This window comes from Bradyrhizobium sp. dw_78 (genome assembly GCF_018449525.1).
Classification (GTDB): Bacteria; Pseudomonadota; Alphaproteobacteria; order Rhizobiales; family Xanthobacteraceae; genus Bradyrhizobium.
Window position 1 is genome coordinate 134,118 of sequence record NZ_JAAVUS010000004.1, and the last position, 18,397, is coordinate 152,514.

Sequence of the window (18,397 nt, forward strand, 5' to 3'; positions counted from 1 at the left end):
TTTTTGGGACGCCGCTTCTGGTTCCTTGCGAGGCTTCAGTGCGCCGTCAGACCGCCTGCCGCCTCTTCGCCGGCCTCCGGTTTGACCGGCACCTTGGCGTTGGCGTCTTCTTCCCAAACGATCGGCACCGGCGGCCGCACCAAGGCCTTGGCAACCACATCGTCCAGGCGCGCGACCGGAATGATCTCCATCCCGCCCTTGATCGCATCGGAAATCTCCGTGAGATCCTTGGCGTTATCCTCGGGGATCAGCACCGTCTTGATGCCGCCGCGTGCCGCGGCCAGCAGCTTCTCCTTCAGGCCTCCGATCGGCAGCACCCGCCCGCGCAGCGTAATCTCGCCGGTCATGGCGACATCATGCCGGACTGGAATCCCGGTCATGACCGAGATGATCGCGGTCGCCATCGCGACGCCCGCCGACGGACCGTCCTTCGGGGTCGCCCCCTCCGGCACGTGGACGTGGATATCCCGCCTGTCGAACAGCGGCGGCTCAATGCCATAGGTGATCGCCCGCGAGCGGACATAGGATGCCGCCGCCGAGATCGACTCCTTCATGACGTCGCGCAAATTGCCCGTGACCGTCATCTTGCCCTTGCCGGGCATCATGACGCCTTCGATGGTGAGCAATTCGCCGCCGACATCGGTCCAGGCAAGACCGGTAACGATGCCGACCTGATCGACGCTCTCGATCTCGCCGTAGCGGTACTTCGGCACACCGAGAAAATCCTCAAGGGTCTTCCCGGTGACCTTCACCGACTTCTTCTTGGAGATCATCAGCTCCTTCACCGCCTTGCGGGCCAGTGTCGAAAGCTCACGCTCCAGGTTACGCACACCCGCTTCGCGGGTGTAGCGGCGGATCATCAGCAGCAACGCGTCGTCGTCGATCGACCATTCCTTGGAATCCAGGCCGTGCTTGGAGATCGCGTTCGGGATCAGATGCTTGCGCGCGATCTCGACCTTTTCGTTCTCGGTGTAGCCGGCGATCCGGATGATCTCCATGCGGTCCATCAGCGGGCCCGGAATATTCAACGTATTCGCGGTCGTGATGAACATCACATTGGACAGATCATAATCGACCTCAAGATAGTGGTCGTTGAAGGTCGCGTTCTGCTCGGGGTCCAGGACCTCAAGCAGCGCCGAGGACGGATCGCCGCGGAAATCGGCGCCCATCTTGTCGATCTCATCCAGCAGGAACAGCGGATTCGAGGTCTTCGCCTTCCGCATCGACTGGATGATCTTGCCGGGCATCGAGCCGATATAGGTGCGGCGGTGACCGCGGATCTCGGCTTCATCGCGCACGCCGCCGAGCGACACGCGAACGAATTCGCGTCCCGTCGCCTTCGCGATCGACTTGCCGAGCGAGGTCTTGCCGACACCGGGAGGTCCGACCAGGCACAGGATCGGCCCGGTCAGCTTGTTGGCGCGCGACTGCACCGCCAGATACTCGATGATGCGGTCCTTGACCTTCTCCAGGCCGTAATGATCGTCGTCGAGCACCGCCTGCGCGGCCTCCAGATCCTTCTTGACCTTGGATTTCTTGTTCCACGGAATCGACAGCAACCAATCGAGATAGTTGCGCACGACGGTCGCTTCCGCGGACATCGGCGACATCTGGCGCAGCTTCTTCAATTCGTGCTGCGCCTTCTCCCGCGCTTCCTTGGAAAGCTTGGTCTTGGCAATCTTCTCTTCCAGATCGGCGAGTTCATCCCGGCCCTCGTCATCGCCGAGTTCCTTCTGGATCGCCTTCATCTGCTCGTTGAGGTAATATTCGCGCTGGGTCTTCTCCATCTGGCGCTTGACGCGCGAGCGGATGCGCTTCTCGACCTGAAGCACCGAGATCTCGCTCTCCATCAGCCCGAGCACTTTCTCGAGGCGCGCGGTCACGGACAGCGTCTCCAGGATCGCCTGACGATCGGCGATCTTGACCGCCAGGTGCGAAGCGACCTGATCGCTCAGCTTGGCGAAATCGGTGATCGCCTGCACCACGCCGACGACCTCGGCCGAGATCTTCTTGTTGAGCTTCACATAGCTCTCGAAGTCGGACACGACCGAGCGCGCCAGCGCTTCCGCCTCGACGGAATTGGCGTCGGTGTCGGCAAGCGCCACCGCAGTCGCCTCGTAATAATCGGGCCGGTCGGAATATTTCTCAACGCGGGCGCGCTCAAGCCCTTCCACCAGCACCTTCACGGTGCCGTCGGGCAATTTGAGCAGCTGCAACACGCTGGCAAGCGTGCCGGTTTCATAGATCGAATCCGGCGCCGGATCATCGTCCGACGCGTTCTTCTGCGTCGCCAGCATGATCAGCGCGTCGTTCTTCATGACCTCTTCGAGCGCGCGGATCGATTTCTCGCGGCCGACGAACAAAGGCACGATGATGTTCGGAAAAACGACGATGTCGCGAAGCGGCAACACCGGGTAAGTGCGGCTTTCGCCGTGAACGATAGATGGCCGGGGTTTCGGAGACGTCATGGCCTATTCCTTTTGTTATGCCCCCTTGCCTCGCAGTCCGCCAAATTGCGCAACCGCCACAAGGTGCCGGGATGGGATCGTTCGGCTCAAGCGGAGCCTGCTTTCCCTGATCGTTGAGTGACGAATCTCAGGCATGATTTTCGCCACCGATTGCATTAGGTGGCTATCGGTGGTGGGGGTGTCAAGTGTCGGAAATGCCCGCCAAATGGGGCTAAACGCGAGGTCTCGCCTGAAACGCGACGGCCGCGGGAACAAGCCCCCGCGGCCGATTGTCAAATCCGCAATCCGAACAACGCGGCCTGCGATCAGGCGCTGGCGCTGCTTTCCACCGCGCGGTCGGAACGGTCGGCGTAAATGTAGAGCGGACGAGCCGTTCCCTCCACAACTTCACGCGAGATCACCACCTCTTCGACGCCTTCCAGGCCCGGAAGGTCGAACATGGTTTCGAGCAGGATGCTCTCGAGGATCGAACGCAGTCCGCGCGCGCCGGTCTTGCGTTCGATCGCCTTGCGGGCCACCGCGCCAAGCGCCTCGTCGGCGAAGGTCAGTTCGATGTTTTCCATCTCGAACAAGCGCTGATACTGCTTCACCAGCGCGTTCTTCGGATCGGTCAGGATCTTCTTCAGCGAGGCCTCGTCGAGGTCTTCCAGCGTCGCAACCACCGGCAAGCGACCGACGAATTCCGGGATCAGGCCATATTTCAGCAGATCCTCGGGTTCGACGTGACGGAAGATTTCGCCGGTGCGGCGGTCTTCCGGCGCCAGCACCTGCGCGGCAAAGCCGATCGAGGTCGAGCGGCCGCGCGCGGAGATGATCTTCTCCAGACCGGAGAACGCACCGCCGCAGATGAAGAGAATGTTCGTGGTGTCGACCTGCAGGAACTCCTGCTGCGGATGCTTGCGGCCGCCCTGCGGCGGTACCGAGGCCACCGTGCCTTCCATGATCTTCAACAGCGCCTGCTGCACGCCCTCGCCGGACACGTCGCGGGTAATTGACGGGTTGTCCGACTTGCGGCTGATCTTGTCGATTTCGTCGATATAGACGATGCCGCGCTGCGCGCGCTCGACATTGTAGTCGGCGGACTGCAACAGCTTCAGAATGATGTTCTCGACGTCCTCACCGACATAGCCGGCTTCGGTCAGCGTCGTCGCATCCGCCATCGTGAACGGCACATCGAGAATCCGCGCCAGCGTCTGCGCCAGCAGCGTCTTGCCCGATCCGGTCGGACCGATCAGCAGGATGTTCGACTTCGCAAGCTCGACGTCGTTGTGCTTGGTCTGGTGATTGAGGCGCTTGTAATGGTTGTGGACCGCGACCGAGAGCACCTTCTTGGCATGGCTCTGGCCGATGACATAGTCATCGAGGACCTTGCAGATTTCCTTCGGCGTCGGAATGCCGTCGCGCGATTTCACCAGCGAGGATTTGTTCTCCTCGCGAATGATATCCATGCACAATTCGACGCATTCGTCGCAGATAAAGACCGTTGGACCCGCGATCAGTTTGCGGACTTCGTGCTGGCTCTTGCCGCAGAACGAGCAATACAGCGTGTTCTTGGAGTCGCTCGTGCCGACCTTACTCATTCTTATCTCCGTCCGCCGTTCGATCCCGTCAGCTCAATCGTCCTATTCCGACACCACTCGGCGCAGAATTATAGATAGAGCAAAAAACGTACCAAAAAAGACCCTACGCTCCCAATGCTGTAAATCACAGCCTAACCGATTCCCCCGCCCATCCGACCTAGCCAACCATGCTGACACCCGACTATCAAGAATTCCCTAATCGGCCCTGCCCCGGATATCCGTGACAATACCGTGATTTGCGACAGCGGCGCGAGCACCAGATACGGAAATCAGCCAAGCGTTGCGCGATTACCACGCCCCCGGACAGGCACAAAAGTGGAACTTTGCGCCCCGGCAAGGGCTCAAAATGGCGCTTTCGGCCCGCCTCGCGGCAGCGGTTTGGCCCGGACCAAGTAAGCCCGAGGCCAACAAGGTAACATCGCTCCCGTATACGTTACGGGGCCCGTTACGAAGGCTTGAGAGGACTCATTAATCAAGAAGCCCTCTGATCAAGAAGCCTTGGGCGCCGGCTCCTCCGCGCGCTTGTCGATCACCTTGTCGACAATGCCGAAATCACGAGCCATCTCGGCGGTAAGGAACTTGTCGCGCTCCAGCGCATCCTCGATCGCCTTGTAGGTCTGGCCGGTATGCTTCTCGTAGATCTCGTTGAGCCGCTTCTTGAGGTTCAGGATTTCCTGCGCATGCAGCATGATGTCTGTGGCCTGGCCCTGGAAGCCGCCGGACGGCTGATGCACCATGATGCGCGCGTTCGGCAGCGAGAAACGCATGTCCTTCTCGCCCGCGGCCAGCAGCAGCGACCCCATCGACGCCGCCTGCCCGGTGCAGAGTGTCGACACCGGCGGACGGATGAACTGCATGGTGTCGTAGATCGCAAGCCCCGATGTCACCACGCCGCCCGGCGAATTGATGTACATCGAGATTTCCTTCTTCGGATTCTCCGCCTCGAGGAACAGCAATTGCGCGACGACCAGCGTCGACATGCCGTCCTCGACCGGACCGGTCAGGAAGATGATGCGTTCCTTCAGAAGGCGCGAGAAGATGTCGTAGGCGCGCTCGCCGCGGTTGGTCTGCTCGACCACCATCGGCACGAGATTCATGTAGGTTTCGACCGGATCGCGCATTAGTCACCCAAGAGTTGGCGGCGGCGGACATCCATCGGCAATGCGGCGCTAGCTTGAATTGCCGGGCGCGGATGCACGCCCCGTGATGCAGGACTTAAAAAGACAGGCTCACAGATATGAGCCAATTCCCCGACGACAAGGCCGGGCAGCGACGAGGTAAGCAGGACAAGTTCAAGCCGATTCGGATCAAGCCGCCTAGCGACGGATATCGCCGCCAGGCCGCTTTCGCGGTTCATCCTTAATGCGGCTACCGCCGGATCCTGCGATCAGGCGACACTTTTCTCGTCATCTTCCTTGAACAACTCTTCGCGCGTGACCTTCTTCTCGGTCACGTTGGCGAGTTCGAGAATGAAATCGACCACCTTGTCTTCATAGATCGGCGCACGAAGCTGGGCCAGCGCATTGGCGTTGCTGCGATAGTAGTCCCAGACTTCCTTCTCGCGGCCCGGCATCGAGCGCGCGCGCTCGATCACCGCACGGCTGACCTCATCGTCGGTGACCGTGATCTTGTTCTTTTCGCCGATCTCGGACAGCACGAGACCGAGCCGCACCCGCCGGTCGGCGATCTTGCGATACTCTTCCTCGGCGCCCTCTTCCGTCATGCTTTCGTCGGCAAAGGTCTTGCCGCCGGATTCCATCTCGGCCTTGATCGAATTCCACATCAGCCGGAATTCCTCTTCCACCAGCGAAGGCGGCGCTTCGAAGCGATGGGCCTCGTCCAGGCGATCAAGCAACATGCGCTTGACCCGCTGGCGCGTGGCGCCGGCGAATTCGGCCGTCAACCGCTCGCGCGCTGCTTCCTTGAGCTTGTCGAGCGATTCCAGCCCCAACGCCTTGGCGAACTCATCGTCGATCTTGGCGTCCTCTGGCGCTTCGACCGCGGTCGCCGTGGTTTCAAACTCGGCCGCCTGGCCAGCCAGTTTCTCGCTGGCGTAGTTCTTCGGGAATGTGACTTTCAGCGTGCGGGTCTCGCCGGCCGCGATGCCGATCAACTGATCCTCGAAACCGGGAATGAATTGCCCGGCACCGATCACGACCTGGATACCCTCGCCGGTGCCACCGTCGAACGGGGTGCCATCGATGGAGCCCTTGAAGTTGATGGTGACGCGATCGCCGGTTTCGGCCTTCGCGCCCTCGGCCTTGGCGGCGTAGCTGCGGTTCGCATCGGCAATCCGCTTGATGGCGTCATCGACATCGGCGTCGGTCACGTCCACGACCGGCGTCTCGACGGTGAAGCTCTTGAAGTCCGCGAGTTGGATCGGGGGCACGACCTCGATCGAAACCGTATAGGTCAGGTCGGACTTCCCTTCGAGGATGTCTTCGACGGCTTTTTCTTCCGTCGGCATCGTGACCTTGGGTTCGGTCGCAAGGCGAAAACCGCGCTCGGAGAAAAGCTGCGAATTGGTGTCGCGGATCGTCTGCTCGACGGTCTCGGCCATCACCGAACGGCCGTACACCTTCTTGAGGTGGCTGACCGGCACCTTGCCCGGACGAAAGCCGTTGAGGCGAACCTTGTCCTTGAGATCCACCAGCCGAGCGCCCGCCTTGGCATCGAGATCGGATGCGGGAACGCTGATCTGGAATTCGTGCTTCAATCCCTCAGCCAGGGTTTCTGTGACCTGCATGGTGTCAATCTTCTTCCGCTTGGTCCGGCCTAGCGGCCAAGACATTGTCAATCTGGTCAGCACCCGGCCTTGCAGCCTGCGCCAGTGGTTCGGTGAACCCATCCCGCTGGAGCAGGATTAAGGCTCTCCAAGTATTCGTCTGCAAACGCTGAAAGCGCTTGGTGCGGGCGGAGCGGCTGGAACTAGCTACAAACACGTTGAAATCATTAAGATTTCTAGACGTAAAATCGGGCGATCTATCCCGATTCATATCTCAGTTTATATCCCAAATTTTCGATCCGCGCGCCCGCATCGCTTACTGAGGCTGATCGCATGATCGCTACGCCGATTCAAGCCAACTTCTTTCTAAAGTACGGCTGCAACCAGAATGGCAATGCCTGAGCTGTTACGGAAGCTCTAGGTCCATCCAGGAAACAACGCCCAACAATCAATTTAGCTCTAAAGTAGGCACCTCAATAGCTCTGTTCAACATATTGATTTATTTATGTCTTTACGAAATTCACTGAGCTGCCAGCTGGACGAAATCATCCTGCCGCAGGCTGGACTTATATCAGAACTTCGCCGTGCCTCTTCGCGATCAAACAGTGTTCGACTGGCACGCGCTACTGCTCGCCGGAGACACCACGATCAAGGTGATCAATGGATAACGAAAACACCATCTCTGAGAACGTCCCATCTCGAGGGTCTCACCGTCCGAGCAATCATGATGCCCTTGGGCCAGCGCACTTTAATCGAGCGATATAATGCGGAACTGAGTTGGATCGCTCGCGATGATGGAGAAAGGCCGCCTTGAGGCGGCCTTTCGTCGTTCGATGTGCGAGCAACCTTACACCAGCCGCAGCGTCTCGCCGCGCTTACGGCGATAGGCCAGAAAGCTGACACCCGCGAAACCGAAGATCATCATCGCCCAGGTAGAGGGCTCGGGGACGGCTGCGACCTGCTCAACATTGACCGTGAAGGAATCCAGGTTCTGCCCAATCCCCCAAGTCCATGTGTAGGAAGTCCCGGCTATCAGGTGCAAATCGGCGAAGGTCTTGTCCTCAAAAATCGCCGTGCTCGTCCCCAGGTCGGTGCCGGACACGTATCCGTTGGGTACGATAATGAAGCGCGTGCCCGTTTGGGCGTTTTGCACATTGAACCCGACGACGACTCCGGTCGCACTATCTGCAACGGTATAGCCTCCAATTACACTCGTCCCAAAACTCGATGGTCCCATGACCGTTCCCGAATAGGCTTGATCCGGACTGGACCCGACATGCAGATACCCAAAGGATGCTCCCAAATCAGAATCGATGGGTGTAATGCCGCCACCGGGATTTCCCAGCCCTGCCAGGTTGATGTTTCCGCTTCCGGTTACAACAACGTCATTCCCCACTTGGGTTATGTCGACGACATAAGCGGCAGAAGCCGGCGCTGCGGCGATACCAAGACTCAACACAGCGCCCAGAACCAACGCCTTTATTCCATTTAATTTCATGCAAGCCCCACTGTTATAAAAATCACCGGTTTAAATCCGGTTGTACGAATGGGACCGTCCACGACGATTGTAAAATTTGCATGACGTTTTTTTGACCCGCGATGTTCAGGTAGGACTCCGCGGGAGTTATTGGTGCGCGCTACATAGTGGCAACAAGAAAAGCGCCATTCTGCCTCACCAAATGCGTGCCGTACTGTTGGCGATGACGATGCGGAAGGCAGCAACTGAAGCAAACCAAAAAGGCCGCCACGAAGGCGGCCTTTCGTTATGTGCAATGCCCGAGAGTTTTCATAGGTGCGCTAAGGATGCACAACTAAATCGAACATTGGTTCGTCTTGGTGCGGGCGGAGGGACTCGAACCCCCACAACTTTCGTCACTGGAACCTAAATCCAGCGCGTCTACCAATTCCGCCACGCCCGCTGATAGCATCATATCCGGCCCCGATGCCGCAGGCGGGCGGGCTTATAACATGGGCCCGCCCGTTCGCAGCAAAAAAATGGGCCGAAAAATGGCCTGTGTGAAGCCTCCCGGATCAATCCTCAATCTCAGCATATAAATAAGCAGAAAATGGCACGCATCGAGACCATGGCAGATCGAATTCTCCGGCCGAACCGGCGCAGGCTGATGGCCGGACTGGGCGTCACGGCCCTGGGTGCAGTCCTGCGTCCAACCCTGGATCCGGCTTTTCCCCGGCTCCTGCTCCCTGCTGCTTGGGCCCAGCCGCAGCCCGGGCTCGCCCTGCACGCGAGAATCGACGTCGACGCGTCGAATCCAGCCAAGCCGGACGCCCTGTCCTGGCTTCTCAATGGAGTCGCGCAAGCCGACGCCGGCAAGTCCAGGCGGGGCGATACGATCGAATTCACGCTCTGCAACGACCTGACCGTGCCGATGGCGCTGACCTGGCATGGGCTGGATGGGGTTTTGGCCGCAGAGCCCCTAACCATGCGGACGCCATTGGCTGCGGGCGCGACGGAAAGAGTCCAGATCCCGCTTCGCCAGGCCGGCACATTGTTGAGCGATCTCCGGCTCATTGGGGATGGCCAGGCACGGCCGTCCAGGGCACTGCCCTTCATTGTGGAGGAGAACGAGGCCGTTCCGGTCGATCGCGACCAGATATGCCTGTTCGAGGATTGGCGGCTGCGCCCCGATGGCACAGAAATGGCGCCCGGCGGCGATCCGCAGGAGGCAACGCCGCTTTACACCATCAATGGCCAGCCCTTGCTGGACATCCCGGCGCGCCGCAATGAACGTTTGCGGTTTCGCCTCATAAATGGGTTTCAACGCACTGTTATTGCCGTAAAAATTGAAAATCTCGATGTCCGTGTGATGGCCATGGACAGCCAGCCGGCGGAGCCGTTCCTCGCCCGCAATGGCGCGGTGGTGCTGGCTCCCGGCGCACGGGTCGACGCCTTTATCGACGCGACCACACCACCCGGCTCTGTCTCACCGATCCTTCTCCATGACGGCAAACAGGCTCATCCGATCGGCCGATTGCTGATCACCGACGAGCCGCCGGCCCGTGCCGCCCCACTGCCGCCGGCACCACCATTGCCGACGAACGGCCTCCCCGAGCAACTCGATCTCCGGAACGCGCTTCGCGTCGACCTGCCGCTGGGCGAACCACGGACCAATTGGCTGACACCATCGGATTTTACGGCTTCTTCAGCGCCGGCATTCCGCGCCAAGGCTGGCCGCACCGTGGTCCTGGCGCTCATCAACCACGCCGACATCGCCACCGTGTTTCACCTGCATGGGCATCATTTCCGGCTGCTGGACCGGCTCGACGATGGCTGGAAACCGTTCTGGCTGGACACGCTGGCGGTCGAACCCCATGCAACCCAGCGCATCGCATTCGCCGCCGAACATGTCGGACACTGGCTGGCCGAGGCCACAGCGACCGACTGGGCGGCGCCGCGGCTGGTGCGATGGTACGGCGTCGAGTAAGGAAACAAACCTAAGCAAAACTGTCTGCGGCGTGTCGTGGCGAAAAACCATCTGGCGCCGCTCGCGCGTCAGTATTCGATGCCGAATTCATCATAGAGACGCCGGAACACCGCAGGCAGCGTTTCAGACAGGTCTTCAGCGATCAGGCCGGGCCCGGCCTCCTGCGCGGCCTCGCCATGCATCCAGACCCCGATCGAGGTCGCCTCGAAGGCCGGCGCACCCTGCGCCAGCAGGCCGGCGATCATGCCGGACAACACATCACCGGCACCGGCGGTCGCAAGCCAGGGCGGCGCGTTGGCGGCAATGGTCGCGCGTCCGTCCGGCGACGCCACCACGGTATCCGGTCCTTTGAGCAGGACGATAGCGCCGGAGCGCTCGGCCGCCGCCCGCACCCGTTCAAGTTTCGAGCGGAATGGATGCTTGTTGCTGATATCGCTGAACAGGCGCGGGAATTCACCCTCATGCGGCGTCAGGACGACATGCGGATCGGGCGCTCCCTTGATCGCCTCGAACAACCGGTCCGGCGCATCGGCGAAACTCGTCAACGCATCCGCGTCAAGTACGAGACGCCGTTTCGCGGACAGCGCGGTCAGAACCAGATCCCGCGTATGCTCGCCGACGCCGGCGCCCGGCCCGATCACGCAGGTATTGAGGCGCTTGTCGTTCAGCAATTCGCCAAATTCGATCGCCGTGTCGACGGCGCGAACCATGACGGCGGTGAGCGCCGCCGCGTTGACGGCCAGCGCCCCCCGCGGCGAAGCCAGCGTGACCAGCCCAGCACCAGCCCGGAGCGCGCCGCGTGCCGACATCCGCGCCGCGCCGGTTGCGGCGATATCGCCGGAGACGATGAGCGCATGGCCGCGCGCATATTTATGGCCGTCGACTTGCGGAACCGGAAACGCATCGCGCCAGGACTGCGGCACGTTTTCGAAAGTCTGTGGCGCGATTTCACCCAGCACCTGCGCGTCGATGCCGATATCGGCGACGCGGATCCGGCCGCAATAAATCCGGCCCGGCAACAGCAGATGCGCGGGCTTGCGGCGAAAGAAGGTCACGGTCTCGGTGGCGCGAACGGCAATGCCCATCACCGCGCCAGTGGTGCCGCTGATGCCGCTCGGCAAATCGATCGACAGAACCGGGGCGCCGTTGGCGTTGATCGCTTCGATCATGTCGTAGGGCTCGTCCTTCACCGGCCGGTTGAGGCCCGCGCCGAACAGCGCATCGATGATCAAGGCCGGTTTGCCGATCGCCTGCGGATTGAACGGCAGCACCGGATGTTTCCAGCCGCGCGCCGCGGACGCCGCATCGCCCTGCAGGCTGTCGCGCCCACACAACAGGATGACCGAGACGTCGCGGCCACGCGCCGCAAGCTCCGCCGCCGCAACAAAACCGTCGCCGCCATTATTGCCATGACCGGCGACCACCAGGATCGGCCCCTCTTCCACCAGTTCGATCGCTGCCTGCGCGACCGCCTGGCCGGCGCTCAGCATCAACGCGAAGCCCGGTGTACCTGCGGCAATGGTGAGCCGGTCGGCCCGCTCCATTTCAGCCGTGGTCAGAACTTCCATGCCAAATTCCCGATATAAGCGCCTCTTCCTGAGGCATTTTCCGGCTCTCGCGGCGCCCGCCCCTTTGACGATTGCACATAGATTAATCTATTTGCTCAATCGGAAGGCTACCGGTATTTTACCCCCTCCGGTCAAACTTCAAAGGAGACCTCTTAAAAGTCTGATAACACTTCTAAATCAAGCGTCTTAACAACTTGGCATAGACCCTGCTTTTGAGGGGCCACGCTGGCAGTTAAGCCAAACCTGGAAGCCGCTCGAGATTGTCCGGTCGCCGGCGATCATGCCTGAGCTACGACCGGGACGACACCCCATCCAACAACCCGCGCGTCAAGCGTGACGCCGACAGACCCGCACTCTGAATTATCGAAATGCCCTGGAGGCCGTTCAGTGAAAAAAATAGAAGCCATCATCAAGCCGTTCAAGCTGGACGAGGTCAAAGAAGCGCTCCAGGAAGTTGGATTGCAGGGTATTACCGTCACCGAGGCCAAAGGTTTCGGCCGGCAGAAGGGTCACGCCGAACTTTATCGCGGCGCCGAGTACATTGTAGACTTCCTGCCAAAGGTTAAGATCGAGATCGTGATCGGCGACGACCTCGTCGAAAAAGCAATCGAAGCGATCCGTCGCGCGGCCCAAACCGGACGCATCGGCGACGGCAAAATCTTCGTGTCCAACATCGAAGAAGCGATCCGGATCAGGACCGGAGAATCCGGGCTGGACGCTATCTGAGCCGGGTGCTATCCCGCCTTCCGCGACTAAAAAATAACAAAAAGGCTGCTTCGGCGGCCTTATTTCGTTTGCGATATCTCATTATCGCATGGAAACCGTCCCGCAGCATGCAGCATAAGGGGTATTCATGAAAACCGCCAAAGACGTCCTGAAATCGATCAAGGACAACGACGTGAAATACGTCGATCTGCGCTTCACCGATCCGCGCGGCAAGTGGCAGCACGTGACCTTCGATGTCGGCATGATCGAAGAAGACACTTTCTCCGAAGGCGTCATGTTCGACGGCTCGTCGATCGCCGGCTGGAAGGCGATCAACGAATCCGACATGTGCCTAATGCCCGATCCGGTGACGGCGACGATTGATCCGTTCTTCGCGGAAACGACCATGGTCATCACCTGTGACGTGCTGGAACCGACCACCGGCGAACCCTACAACCGCGATCCGCGCGGCATGGCCAAGAAGGCCGAGGCCATGGTCAAGTCGATGGGCGTCGGCGACACCATTTTCTTCGGACCGGAAGCCGAGTTCTTCGTATTCGACGACGTGCGTTTCTCCGCCGAACCCTACAGCACCGGCTTCAGGCTCGACTCTTCCGAATTCCCGACCAATTCGGCCACCGAATATGAAGGCGGCAATCTCGGCCACCGCATCCGCACCAAGGGTGGCTACTTCCCGGTCCCGCCGCAGGATTCGGTGCAGGACATGCGCTCCGAAATGCTCGGCGCGATGGCCAAGATGGGCGTCAAGGTCGAGAAGCATCACCACGAGGTCGCCTCCGCCCAGCATGAACTCGGAATGAAGTTCGATACACTGACGCTGATGGCCGACCAGATGCAGGTCTACAAATACTGCATCCACCAGGTCGCCCATATCTACGGCAAAACTGCCACCTTCATGCCGAAGCCGATCTTCGGCGACAACGGCTCGGGCATGCACTGCCATCAATCGATCTGGAAGGACGGCAAGCCGGTCTTCGCCGGCAACAAATATGCCGACCTGTCGGAGACCTGCCTCTCCTACATCGCCGGTATCATCAAGCACGCCAAGGCCATCAACGCCTTCACCAATCCCTCGACCAACTCCTACAAGCGTCTGGTTCCGGGTTATGAAGCGCCGGTGCTGCTCGCCTACTCCGCGCGTAACCGCTCGGCCTCCTGCCGCATCCCCTATACCTCCAATCCGAAGGCCAAGCGCGTCGAGGTGCGCTTCCCCGATCCTATGGCCAACCCCTATCTCGGCTTCGCCGCGATGCTGATGGCCGGCCTCGACGGCATCAAGAACAAGCTCGATCCGGGCCCTGCGATGGACAAAGATCTCTACGATCTGCCGAAGGAAGAACTGAAGGCGATCCCGACGGTGTGCGGCTCGCTACGCGAGGCGCTGGAAAATCTCGACAAGGATCGCGCGTTCCTCAAGAACGGCGGCGTGTTCGATGACGATTTCATCGACAGCTATATCGAATTGAAGATGGCCGAGGTCGAACGCTTTGAAATGACCCCGCATCCGGTCGAATTCGACATGTACTATTCGCAGTGAGCCCTACTCGCGGGAACGTCCCGCGACGGTAACGGCCTCGGTCTTGAAAATGCAAAAGGCGCCCCGAACCGGGCGCCTTTTGTTTTGCCGGAGATTCTATATAGCGTTTTCGAGCGAAGTGGATTCCGGTTCGCGTGAAGAAAACGCGTCCAAACAAAATGTTAGAGTCCGGTTCCGATTCAATCAAAACCGATAAGGCTCTAACTGCGCTTGTTTGCCACCAGCGCCCCGCCGAACGCCTGAAACAGCGCGCGGTTGATCGGGTTAAGCTGCGGATCGTATTCCGCATGCCACTGCACCCCGAGTGCAAAGCCGGCGGCGTCGGCGATCCGGATCGCCTCGATGGTGCCGTCTTCCGCAACGCCTTCGACCACGACGCGCTCGCCCGGCTCCAGAACGCCCTGCCCGTGCAGCGAATTGACGCGGATGGTGTCGCGCCCCAGGATCGTTGCAAAGGCGCCGCCGGGCGTAAGGCTGACTTCATGCCGGTCAGCGAACACGACCGTGGGATCCGGGTGGATCTCGCCATTCTCCAGCCGCGGCATCCGATGGTTCATGCGACCCGGCAATTCCCGGATTTCGGGATGCAGCGAGCCGCCAAAGGCGACATTCATCTCCTGCAGGCCACGGCAAATGCCAAATAGAGGTATGCCGCGGGCGACACACACCTGCGATAACGTCAGCGCGACCTCGTCGCGATAGATATCATAAGGCTCATGCTTGGCGCACGGCTCGGTCTTGAATCGTGTCGGATGAACATTGGCGCGGGCGCCGGTGAGCAGGATGCCGTCGACGACATCCAGCAGCGCACCAATGTCGGTAATGTCAGGCGAGCCTGCGAACATCAACGGCAGCGCGCCAGCGACCTCCGCCACCGCACGGAGATTCCGTTCACCGACCATCTGCGTCGCGAAACGATCTTCGATGCGGTGGGCGTTACCGATCACGCCGACGACGGGCCGTCTCATCGCTCCGCCTTCAAACTCTCGGGAAAGGATATTCTACGTTTGACCATGATTCTGGATCAATCATGCCCTCCGGGCGACGCGGGATCAATATTTTATACCCGCTTTTGTCTCGCCACAGGTCTGCAAGAACGATGGCCCGGCCTCAAAGGCCGCGGTCATCAGCGCACGCGGGGGCTCATCCGGCACAACCCCGAACGGCTTGATCGCCCCTCTCCTTGTCTACCCCCGTCCTCCTCGTCTCGTCCCCTTGCTCCGATGCACTTGATCCCACGCGCATTTGACGAAAGAGTGCGGGGCGCAATTGATCCGGACCTCATGGTCCGAAAAGGAGCTAGCGTGGCAATTTCGGCCGACGATCGCCTTCGGGCTCGCAGCGACCTTGCATGGGCGATATCGGTCGGCGGCATCGGCGTGGTCGGATTCGCGACCCTGTTGCTGTTCGCCTGGTATTTTGCCGCGACGCTGTTTCTGATCTTCGCCGGCATGCTGCTCGGCGTCGCGCTCAACGCCATGACCAACCTGCTTGGCCACATGGTCAGATTGCCGCATGCGCTGCGGCTGACGATCGTTTGCCTCGTGCTCGCGGGGCTGTTGTCGGGTGTGGTCTTTCTCGGCGGCGCCAGCATCGCGCAGCAGGCCAAGGTGCTGAGCGACACGATCAAATCGCAACTCGTCGATGTCAGAGCCTTCCTCGAGCGAAACGGCATCGACACCAGCTATTTCGACCTTGCCGGCACGACGGCGGCGTCATCCGCGTCATCGCCAACCGGAACGCCGGGCGCCGTGGCGACCCACAACCTGTCGAGCCCAGGCGCGAGCGCGATCGCCTCCAGCGGCGGCGCGATCGTCAGCCAGACCTTCAAGCTGCTGCTCGGCACCGTAAGCGTGGTCGGCAATTTCTTTATCGTCCTGTTTCTCGGCCTGACCTTCGCCGCACAGCCCGGTATCTACCGCAACGGGCTATTGTTCCTGACACCGGCGCGACATCGCGCCCGCGCCACCGTCATCGTCGACCGTATCGGCGACACGCTGGAGCGTTGGCTGATCGCGCAGATCATCACCATGGCCGCGGTTTTCCTCGTAACCTGGATCGGGCTGGCGCTGATCGGCATCCAGAGTTCGTTTATTCTGGGCATCCAGGCCGGACTGCTCGCCTTCATCCCGACGGTTGGCGCGCTACTCGCGGGACTGATCGTGGTGCTCGCCAGCCTCGCCTCCGGCTGGGTCGCAGCGCTCAGCGCCTGCATCCTGTTTATTGGCGTACACGCGCTGGAAAGCTACGTGCTGACGCCGATCATCCAGCGCCAGGCGCTGGATATTCCGCCGGCCACGCTGTTCGCGTTCCAGATCCTGCTTGGCGTGGTGTTCGGCATCTGGGGCATTTCGCTGGCGCTGCCCCTCATGGCGATCGTCAAGGTCATGATCGACTATTTCAAGGCCGGGGAGCCCCAGCGCGAGGAAGCCGCGGCGGCCTGATCAGGTGGTCACTACCGTCTCGGTGTGCTCGACCTCAGGAGGGTTGGCGAAATATGGGCCCACCAGCCCTCGCCATGCGGTGAAATCCTCGGATCCCCTGAAATCGACCGTATGATTTTCCAGCGTTTCCCACTTCACCATCAGCCGGTAGCGCGACGGCTTCTCGATCGACTTGTGCAGTTCGAACCCCTTGCCGCCCTTGGCGCGCAGGAACAGCGGGCGCGCCTTGGCGACTGCGGCTTCAAAGTCCTTTTCGGTGCCGGGCTTGACGTCGATTTGCGCAATTTCGGTGATCATGGATTTGCGGCCTCTCGGTGGGGAAACAACTCTCCTACCCCAGCCGGCCGCAAAGAAAAAGGCACCGGGCCCAGGCCGATCAGCGCAGAAACAGTACCGAACCGGCCACGACCAGCAAGCAGACGACAAACAGCGCGATCGGCCAATGCTTGCGTGTCTGGCCGTAACGGCCCTGCGCACGGCGTTCCGAGATCAGCGCGCTCTCATATTCGTCGGAAGTTGAAAACAGGCAGGCAAACCCGCCGCGGGCCGAAGCCGCAGCGGCTTCAAGCGACATCAGGGCGGTGCGGGTGTTCTGGCTGCGGATCGTGTCCATGGTCATCATGGATAGGACCGGATGGTAAACAACAGGTTACCGCCGTCGCTTGCTTTATGATGCGAGGCTGACTTCCGGCCTCTGTTTTTGGCCGGAAAGGCCCGTGGTCTTGCGCCGCCATTGCTCCAGCGACAGTGGCAATTCTTCGGCTACTTCGACCCGATTGCGGCCGCCGCGCTTGGCCTGATAGAGCGCGGTGTCGGCCGCCGCGAGCAACACTTCAAGCTCGGTGCCTGCCGGGCCGCCCGCAACACCGATGCTGACGGTGGTGTCGACCGGACCTTCGCCGGCCGTGATCCCCGAGGCGGCAAAAGCCTCGCGCACGCGCTCGGCGACGAGCACCCCTTCCTCCAGCGAACAGGGCAGCAAGGCCGCGAATTCCTCGCCGCCCACGCGCCCGGAGAGGTCGCTGACTCGCAAATTATTGAGCACGACGGTTGCGAACAGTTTGAGGATCTCGTCGCCGGCCGGATGGCCGAAGCGATCATTGATCGATTTGAAGTGATCGATATCGAGAATCATCACCGTCACCGGGCGGCCAGCCTGCGCCTCACGATCGATCACCGGTGCGGTCGCTTCCGCGAAACCACGGCGATTGAACATGCCGGTCAGCGGATCGATCGAGGCCGCCGTCTTGTGCGCGGTCACCACGCGGTCCGACACCAGCATAAAAATGACGAATACGGTGCCGACCGCATAGAGCACAAGCTCGACGGAAAATATCGTAACCCAGATGCTGTTGGCGAACGCCTCGTTGCGTGGCCACAGGACGTCACCGAGCAGGATCGGCAGCATCAGCGCCACACCGTGCAACGCCGGCACCACGATCGCCGGCCAGCGCCTTTGCAACTGCCTGCGGCGCTCGGTCCACAATTCGGAAGCCGTCAACGCCGCATAGATCGCCACGATGCCCGAGCCGATCGTCATGCGCATCATGGCAGCATCGGGCGCCACCGTCGTGACCGCAGCGATCCAGGCCACCGCACCGAGGAAAAGCCCGGGCAGGTTGGGCTTGCGGCCGTGGAACACCCGCGAGGCATTCCAGACCATGCCGCAGGCCACGAAACCGACCGCGTTCAGCGCCAGCAACGACATCCCGCCGAGCCTAGTGCCCGCGAGTGTCCAGAGCGCGACCGAAGCGGCGCCGAGCAGATAGGCAGTTCCCCACCATTTCAGCGCCGGAATGCGCTCCTGCCTGCCGAAGAACAGCAGCATTGCCCCGAGCATCGCCGCAACCATCGTTGCGACGAGATAAAGCGTAGAAGTATCGAGCGACATATAGCCACCGGGCGG

Annotated in this window: 14 protein-coding genes and 1 tRNA gene; 4 read left to right on the forward strand and 11 right to left on the reverse strand. The window is 60.8% G+C overall.

All coding sequences use genetic code 11. From position 1 onward, the window contains the following. Positions 1–35: 35 nt before the first annotated feature. The 6 genes from lon to HB630_RS12485 form a co-directional block, all read right to left on the reverse strand. Positions 36–2,468, reverse strand: a complete 2,433-nt coding sequence (gene lon, locus HB630_RS12460; RefSeq protein WP_213772555.1) for an endopeptidase La — start codon at positions 2,466–2,468, stop codon at positions 36–38. 305 nt (positions 2,469–2,773) lie between these two features. Next, positions 2,774–4,048: an ATP-dependent Clp protease ATP-binding subunit ClpX gene (gene clpX / locus HB630_RS12465; RefSeq protein WP_027537232.1), complete on the reverse strand. Its 1,275-nt coding sequence runs from the start codon at positions 4,046–4,048 to the stop codon at positions 2,774–2,776. Positions 4,049–4,536: 488 nt separating this feature from the next. Next, complete coding sequence (locus tag HB630_RS12470) at positions 4,537–5,169, reverse strand: ATP-dependent Clp protease proteolytic subunit (protein ID WP_213772556.1); 633 nt, start codon at positions 5,167–5,169, stop codon at positions 4,537–4,539. 266 nt (positions 5,170–5,435) lie between these two features. Further along, positions 5,436–6,794 carry a trigger factor gene (gene tig, locus HB630_RS12475; RefSeq protein WP_213772557.1) on the reverse strand — a complete coding sequence of 453 codons (1,359 nt, stop codon included), beginning with the start codon at positions 6,792–6,794 and terminating at the stop codon, positions 5,436–5,438. Positions 6,795–7,620: 826 nt separating this feature from the next. Beyond that, a complete protein-coding gene (locus HB630_RS12480; protein ID WP_213772558.1) occupies positions 7,621–8,271 on the reverse strand; it encodes a PEPxxWA-CTERM sorting domain-containing protein in 651 nt (216 codons plus the stop codon). A gap of 336 nt (positions 8,272–8,607) precedes the next feature. Beyond that, positions 8,608–8,692, reverse strand: a tRNA-Leu gene (locus HB630_RS12485). A 147-nt stretch (positions 8,693–8,839) separates the two neighbouring features. On the opposite strand from HB630_RS12485, the gene HB630_RS12490 reads away from it, so the two are divergent. Further along, positions 8,840–10,216, forward strand: coding sequence for a multicopper oxidase domain-containing protein (locus tag HB630_RS12490; RefSeq protein WP_249780830.1), 1,377 nt, complete (start codon positions 8,840–8,842; stop codon positions 10,214–10,216). A 68-nt stretch (positions 10,217–10,284) separates the two neighbouring features. On the opposite strand, the gene HB630_RS12495 is transcribed toward HB630_RS12490, so the two are convergent. After that, positions 10,285–11,784, reverse strand: coding sequence for an NAD(P)H-hydrate dehydratase (locus tag HB630_RS12495; RefSeq protein WP_213772559.1), 1,500 nt, complete (start codon positions 11,782–11,784; stop codon positions 10,285–10,287). A 387-nt stretch (positions 11,785–12,171) separates the two neighbouring features. Here HB630_RS12495 and HB630_RS12500 point away from each other — a divergent pair, with 387 nt between their 5' ends. Both HB630_RS12500 and glnA read left to right on the forward strand, forming a co-directional pair. Beyond that, positions 12,172–12,510 (forward strand): P-II family nitrogen regulator, encoded by a 339-nt coding sequence (locus tag HB630_RS12500; RefSeq protein WP_056293886.1) that lies wholly within the window; start codon positions 12,172–12,174, stop codon positions 12,508–12,510. A gap of 127 nt (positions 12,511–12,637) precedes the next feature. Continuing rightward, a complete protein-coding gene (gene glnA / locus HB630_RS12505; RefSeq protein ID WP_213772560.1) occupies positions 12,638–14,047 on the forward strand; it encodes a type I glutamate--ammonia ligase in 1,410 nt (469 codons plus the stop codon). 200 nt (positions 14,048–14,247) lie between these two features. On the opposite strand, the gene HB630_RS12510 is transcribed toward glnA, so the two are convergent. Beyond that, the gene (locus HB630_RS12510; protein ID WP_213772561.1) at positions 14,248–15,015 is read right to left on the reverse strand and encodes a gamma-glutamyl-gamma-aminobutyrate hydrolase family protein; all 768 of its coding nucleotides are present in this window, start codon (positions 15,013–15,015) and stop codon (positions 14,248–14,250) included. Between the two features lie 336 nt (positions 15,016–15,351). Between HB630_RS12510 and HB630_RS12515 the strand changes: the two genes are divergently transcribed. Next, positions 15,352–16,491 carry an AI-2E family transporter gene (locus HB630_RS12515; protein WP_346656083.1) on the forward strand — a complete coding sequence of 380 codons (1,140 nt, stop codon included), beginning with the start codon at positions 15,352–15,354 and terminating at the stop codon, positions 16,489–16,491. Here the strand turns inward: HB630_RS12515 and HB630_RS12520 are convergent, their stop codons facing one another. From HB630_RS12520 to HB630_RS12530, 3 genes are all read right to left on the reverse strand, one after another. Continuing rightward, positions 16,492–16,788, reverse strand: coding sequence for an antibiotic biosynthesis monooxygenase family protein (locus HB630_RS12520; protein WP_213772563.1), 297 nt, complete (start codon positions 16,786–16,788; stop codon positions 16,492–16,494). A gap of 79 nt (positions 16,789–16,867) precedes the next feature. Beyond that, entirely contained in the window at positions 16,868–17,104 is a 237-nt protein-coding gene (locus HB630_RS12525) for a hypothetical protein (protein WP_213772909.1), read from the reverse strand. A 54-nt stretch (positions 17,105–17,158) separates the two neighbouring features. Next, entirely contained in the window at positions 17,159–18,382 is a 1,224-nt protein-coding gene (locus HB630_RS12530; protein WP_213772564.1) for a GGDEF domain-containing protein, read from the reverse strand. Between the last annotated feature and the right edge of the window lie 15 nt (positions 18,383–18,397).

Bases quoted from the DNA above. Each gene is read 5' to 3' on its own strand.
- lon (WP_213772555.1), bottom strand. From the start codon at position 2,468: ATGACGTCTCCGAAACCCCGGCCATCTATCGTTCACGGCGAAAGCCGC.
- clpX (WP_027537232.1), bottom strand. From the start codon at position 4,048: ATGAGTAAGGTCGGCACGAGCGACTCCAAGAACACGCTGTATTGCTCG.
- HB630_RS12470 (WP_213772556.1), bottom strand. From the start codon at position 5,169: ATGCGCGATCCGGTCGAAACCTACATGAATCTCGTGCCGATGGTGGTC.
- tig (WP_213772557.1), bottom strand. From the start codon at position 6,794: ATGCAGGTCACAGAAACCCTGGCTGAGGGATTGAAGCACGAATTCCAG.
- HB630_RS12480 (WP_213772558.1), bottom strand. From the start codon at position 8,271: ATGAAATTAAATGGAATAAAGGCGTTGGTTCTGGGCGCTGTGTTGAGT.
- HB630_RS12490 (WP_249780830.1), top strand. From the start codon at position 8,840: ATGGCACGCATCGAGACCATGGCAGATCGAATTCTCCGGCCGAACCGG.
- HB630_RS12495 (WP_213772559.1), bottom strand. From the start codon at position 11,784: ATGGAAGTTCTGACCACGGCTGAAATGGAGCGGGCCGACCGGCTCACC.
- glnA (WP_213772560.1), top strand. From the start codon at position 12,638: ATGAAAACCGCCAAAGACGTCCTGAAATCGATCAAGGACAACGACGTG.
- HB630_RS12510 (WP_213772561.1), bottom strand. From the start codon at position 15,015: ATGAGACGGCCCGTCGTCGGCGTGATCGGTAACGCCCACCGCATCGAA.
- HB630_RS12520 (WP_213772563.1), bottom strand. From the start codon at position 16,788: ATGATCACCGAAATTGCGCAAATCGACGTCAAGCCCGGCACCGAAAAG.
- HB630_RS12525 (WP_213772909.1), bottom strand. From the start codon at position 17,104: ATGGACACGATCCGCAGCCAGAACACCCGCACCGCCCTGATGTCGCTT.
- HB630_RS12530 (WP_213772564.1), bottom strand. From the start codon at position 18,382: ATGTCGCTCGATACTTCTACGCTTTATCTCGTCGCAACGATGGTTGCG.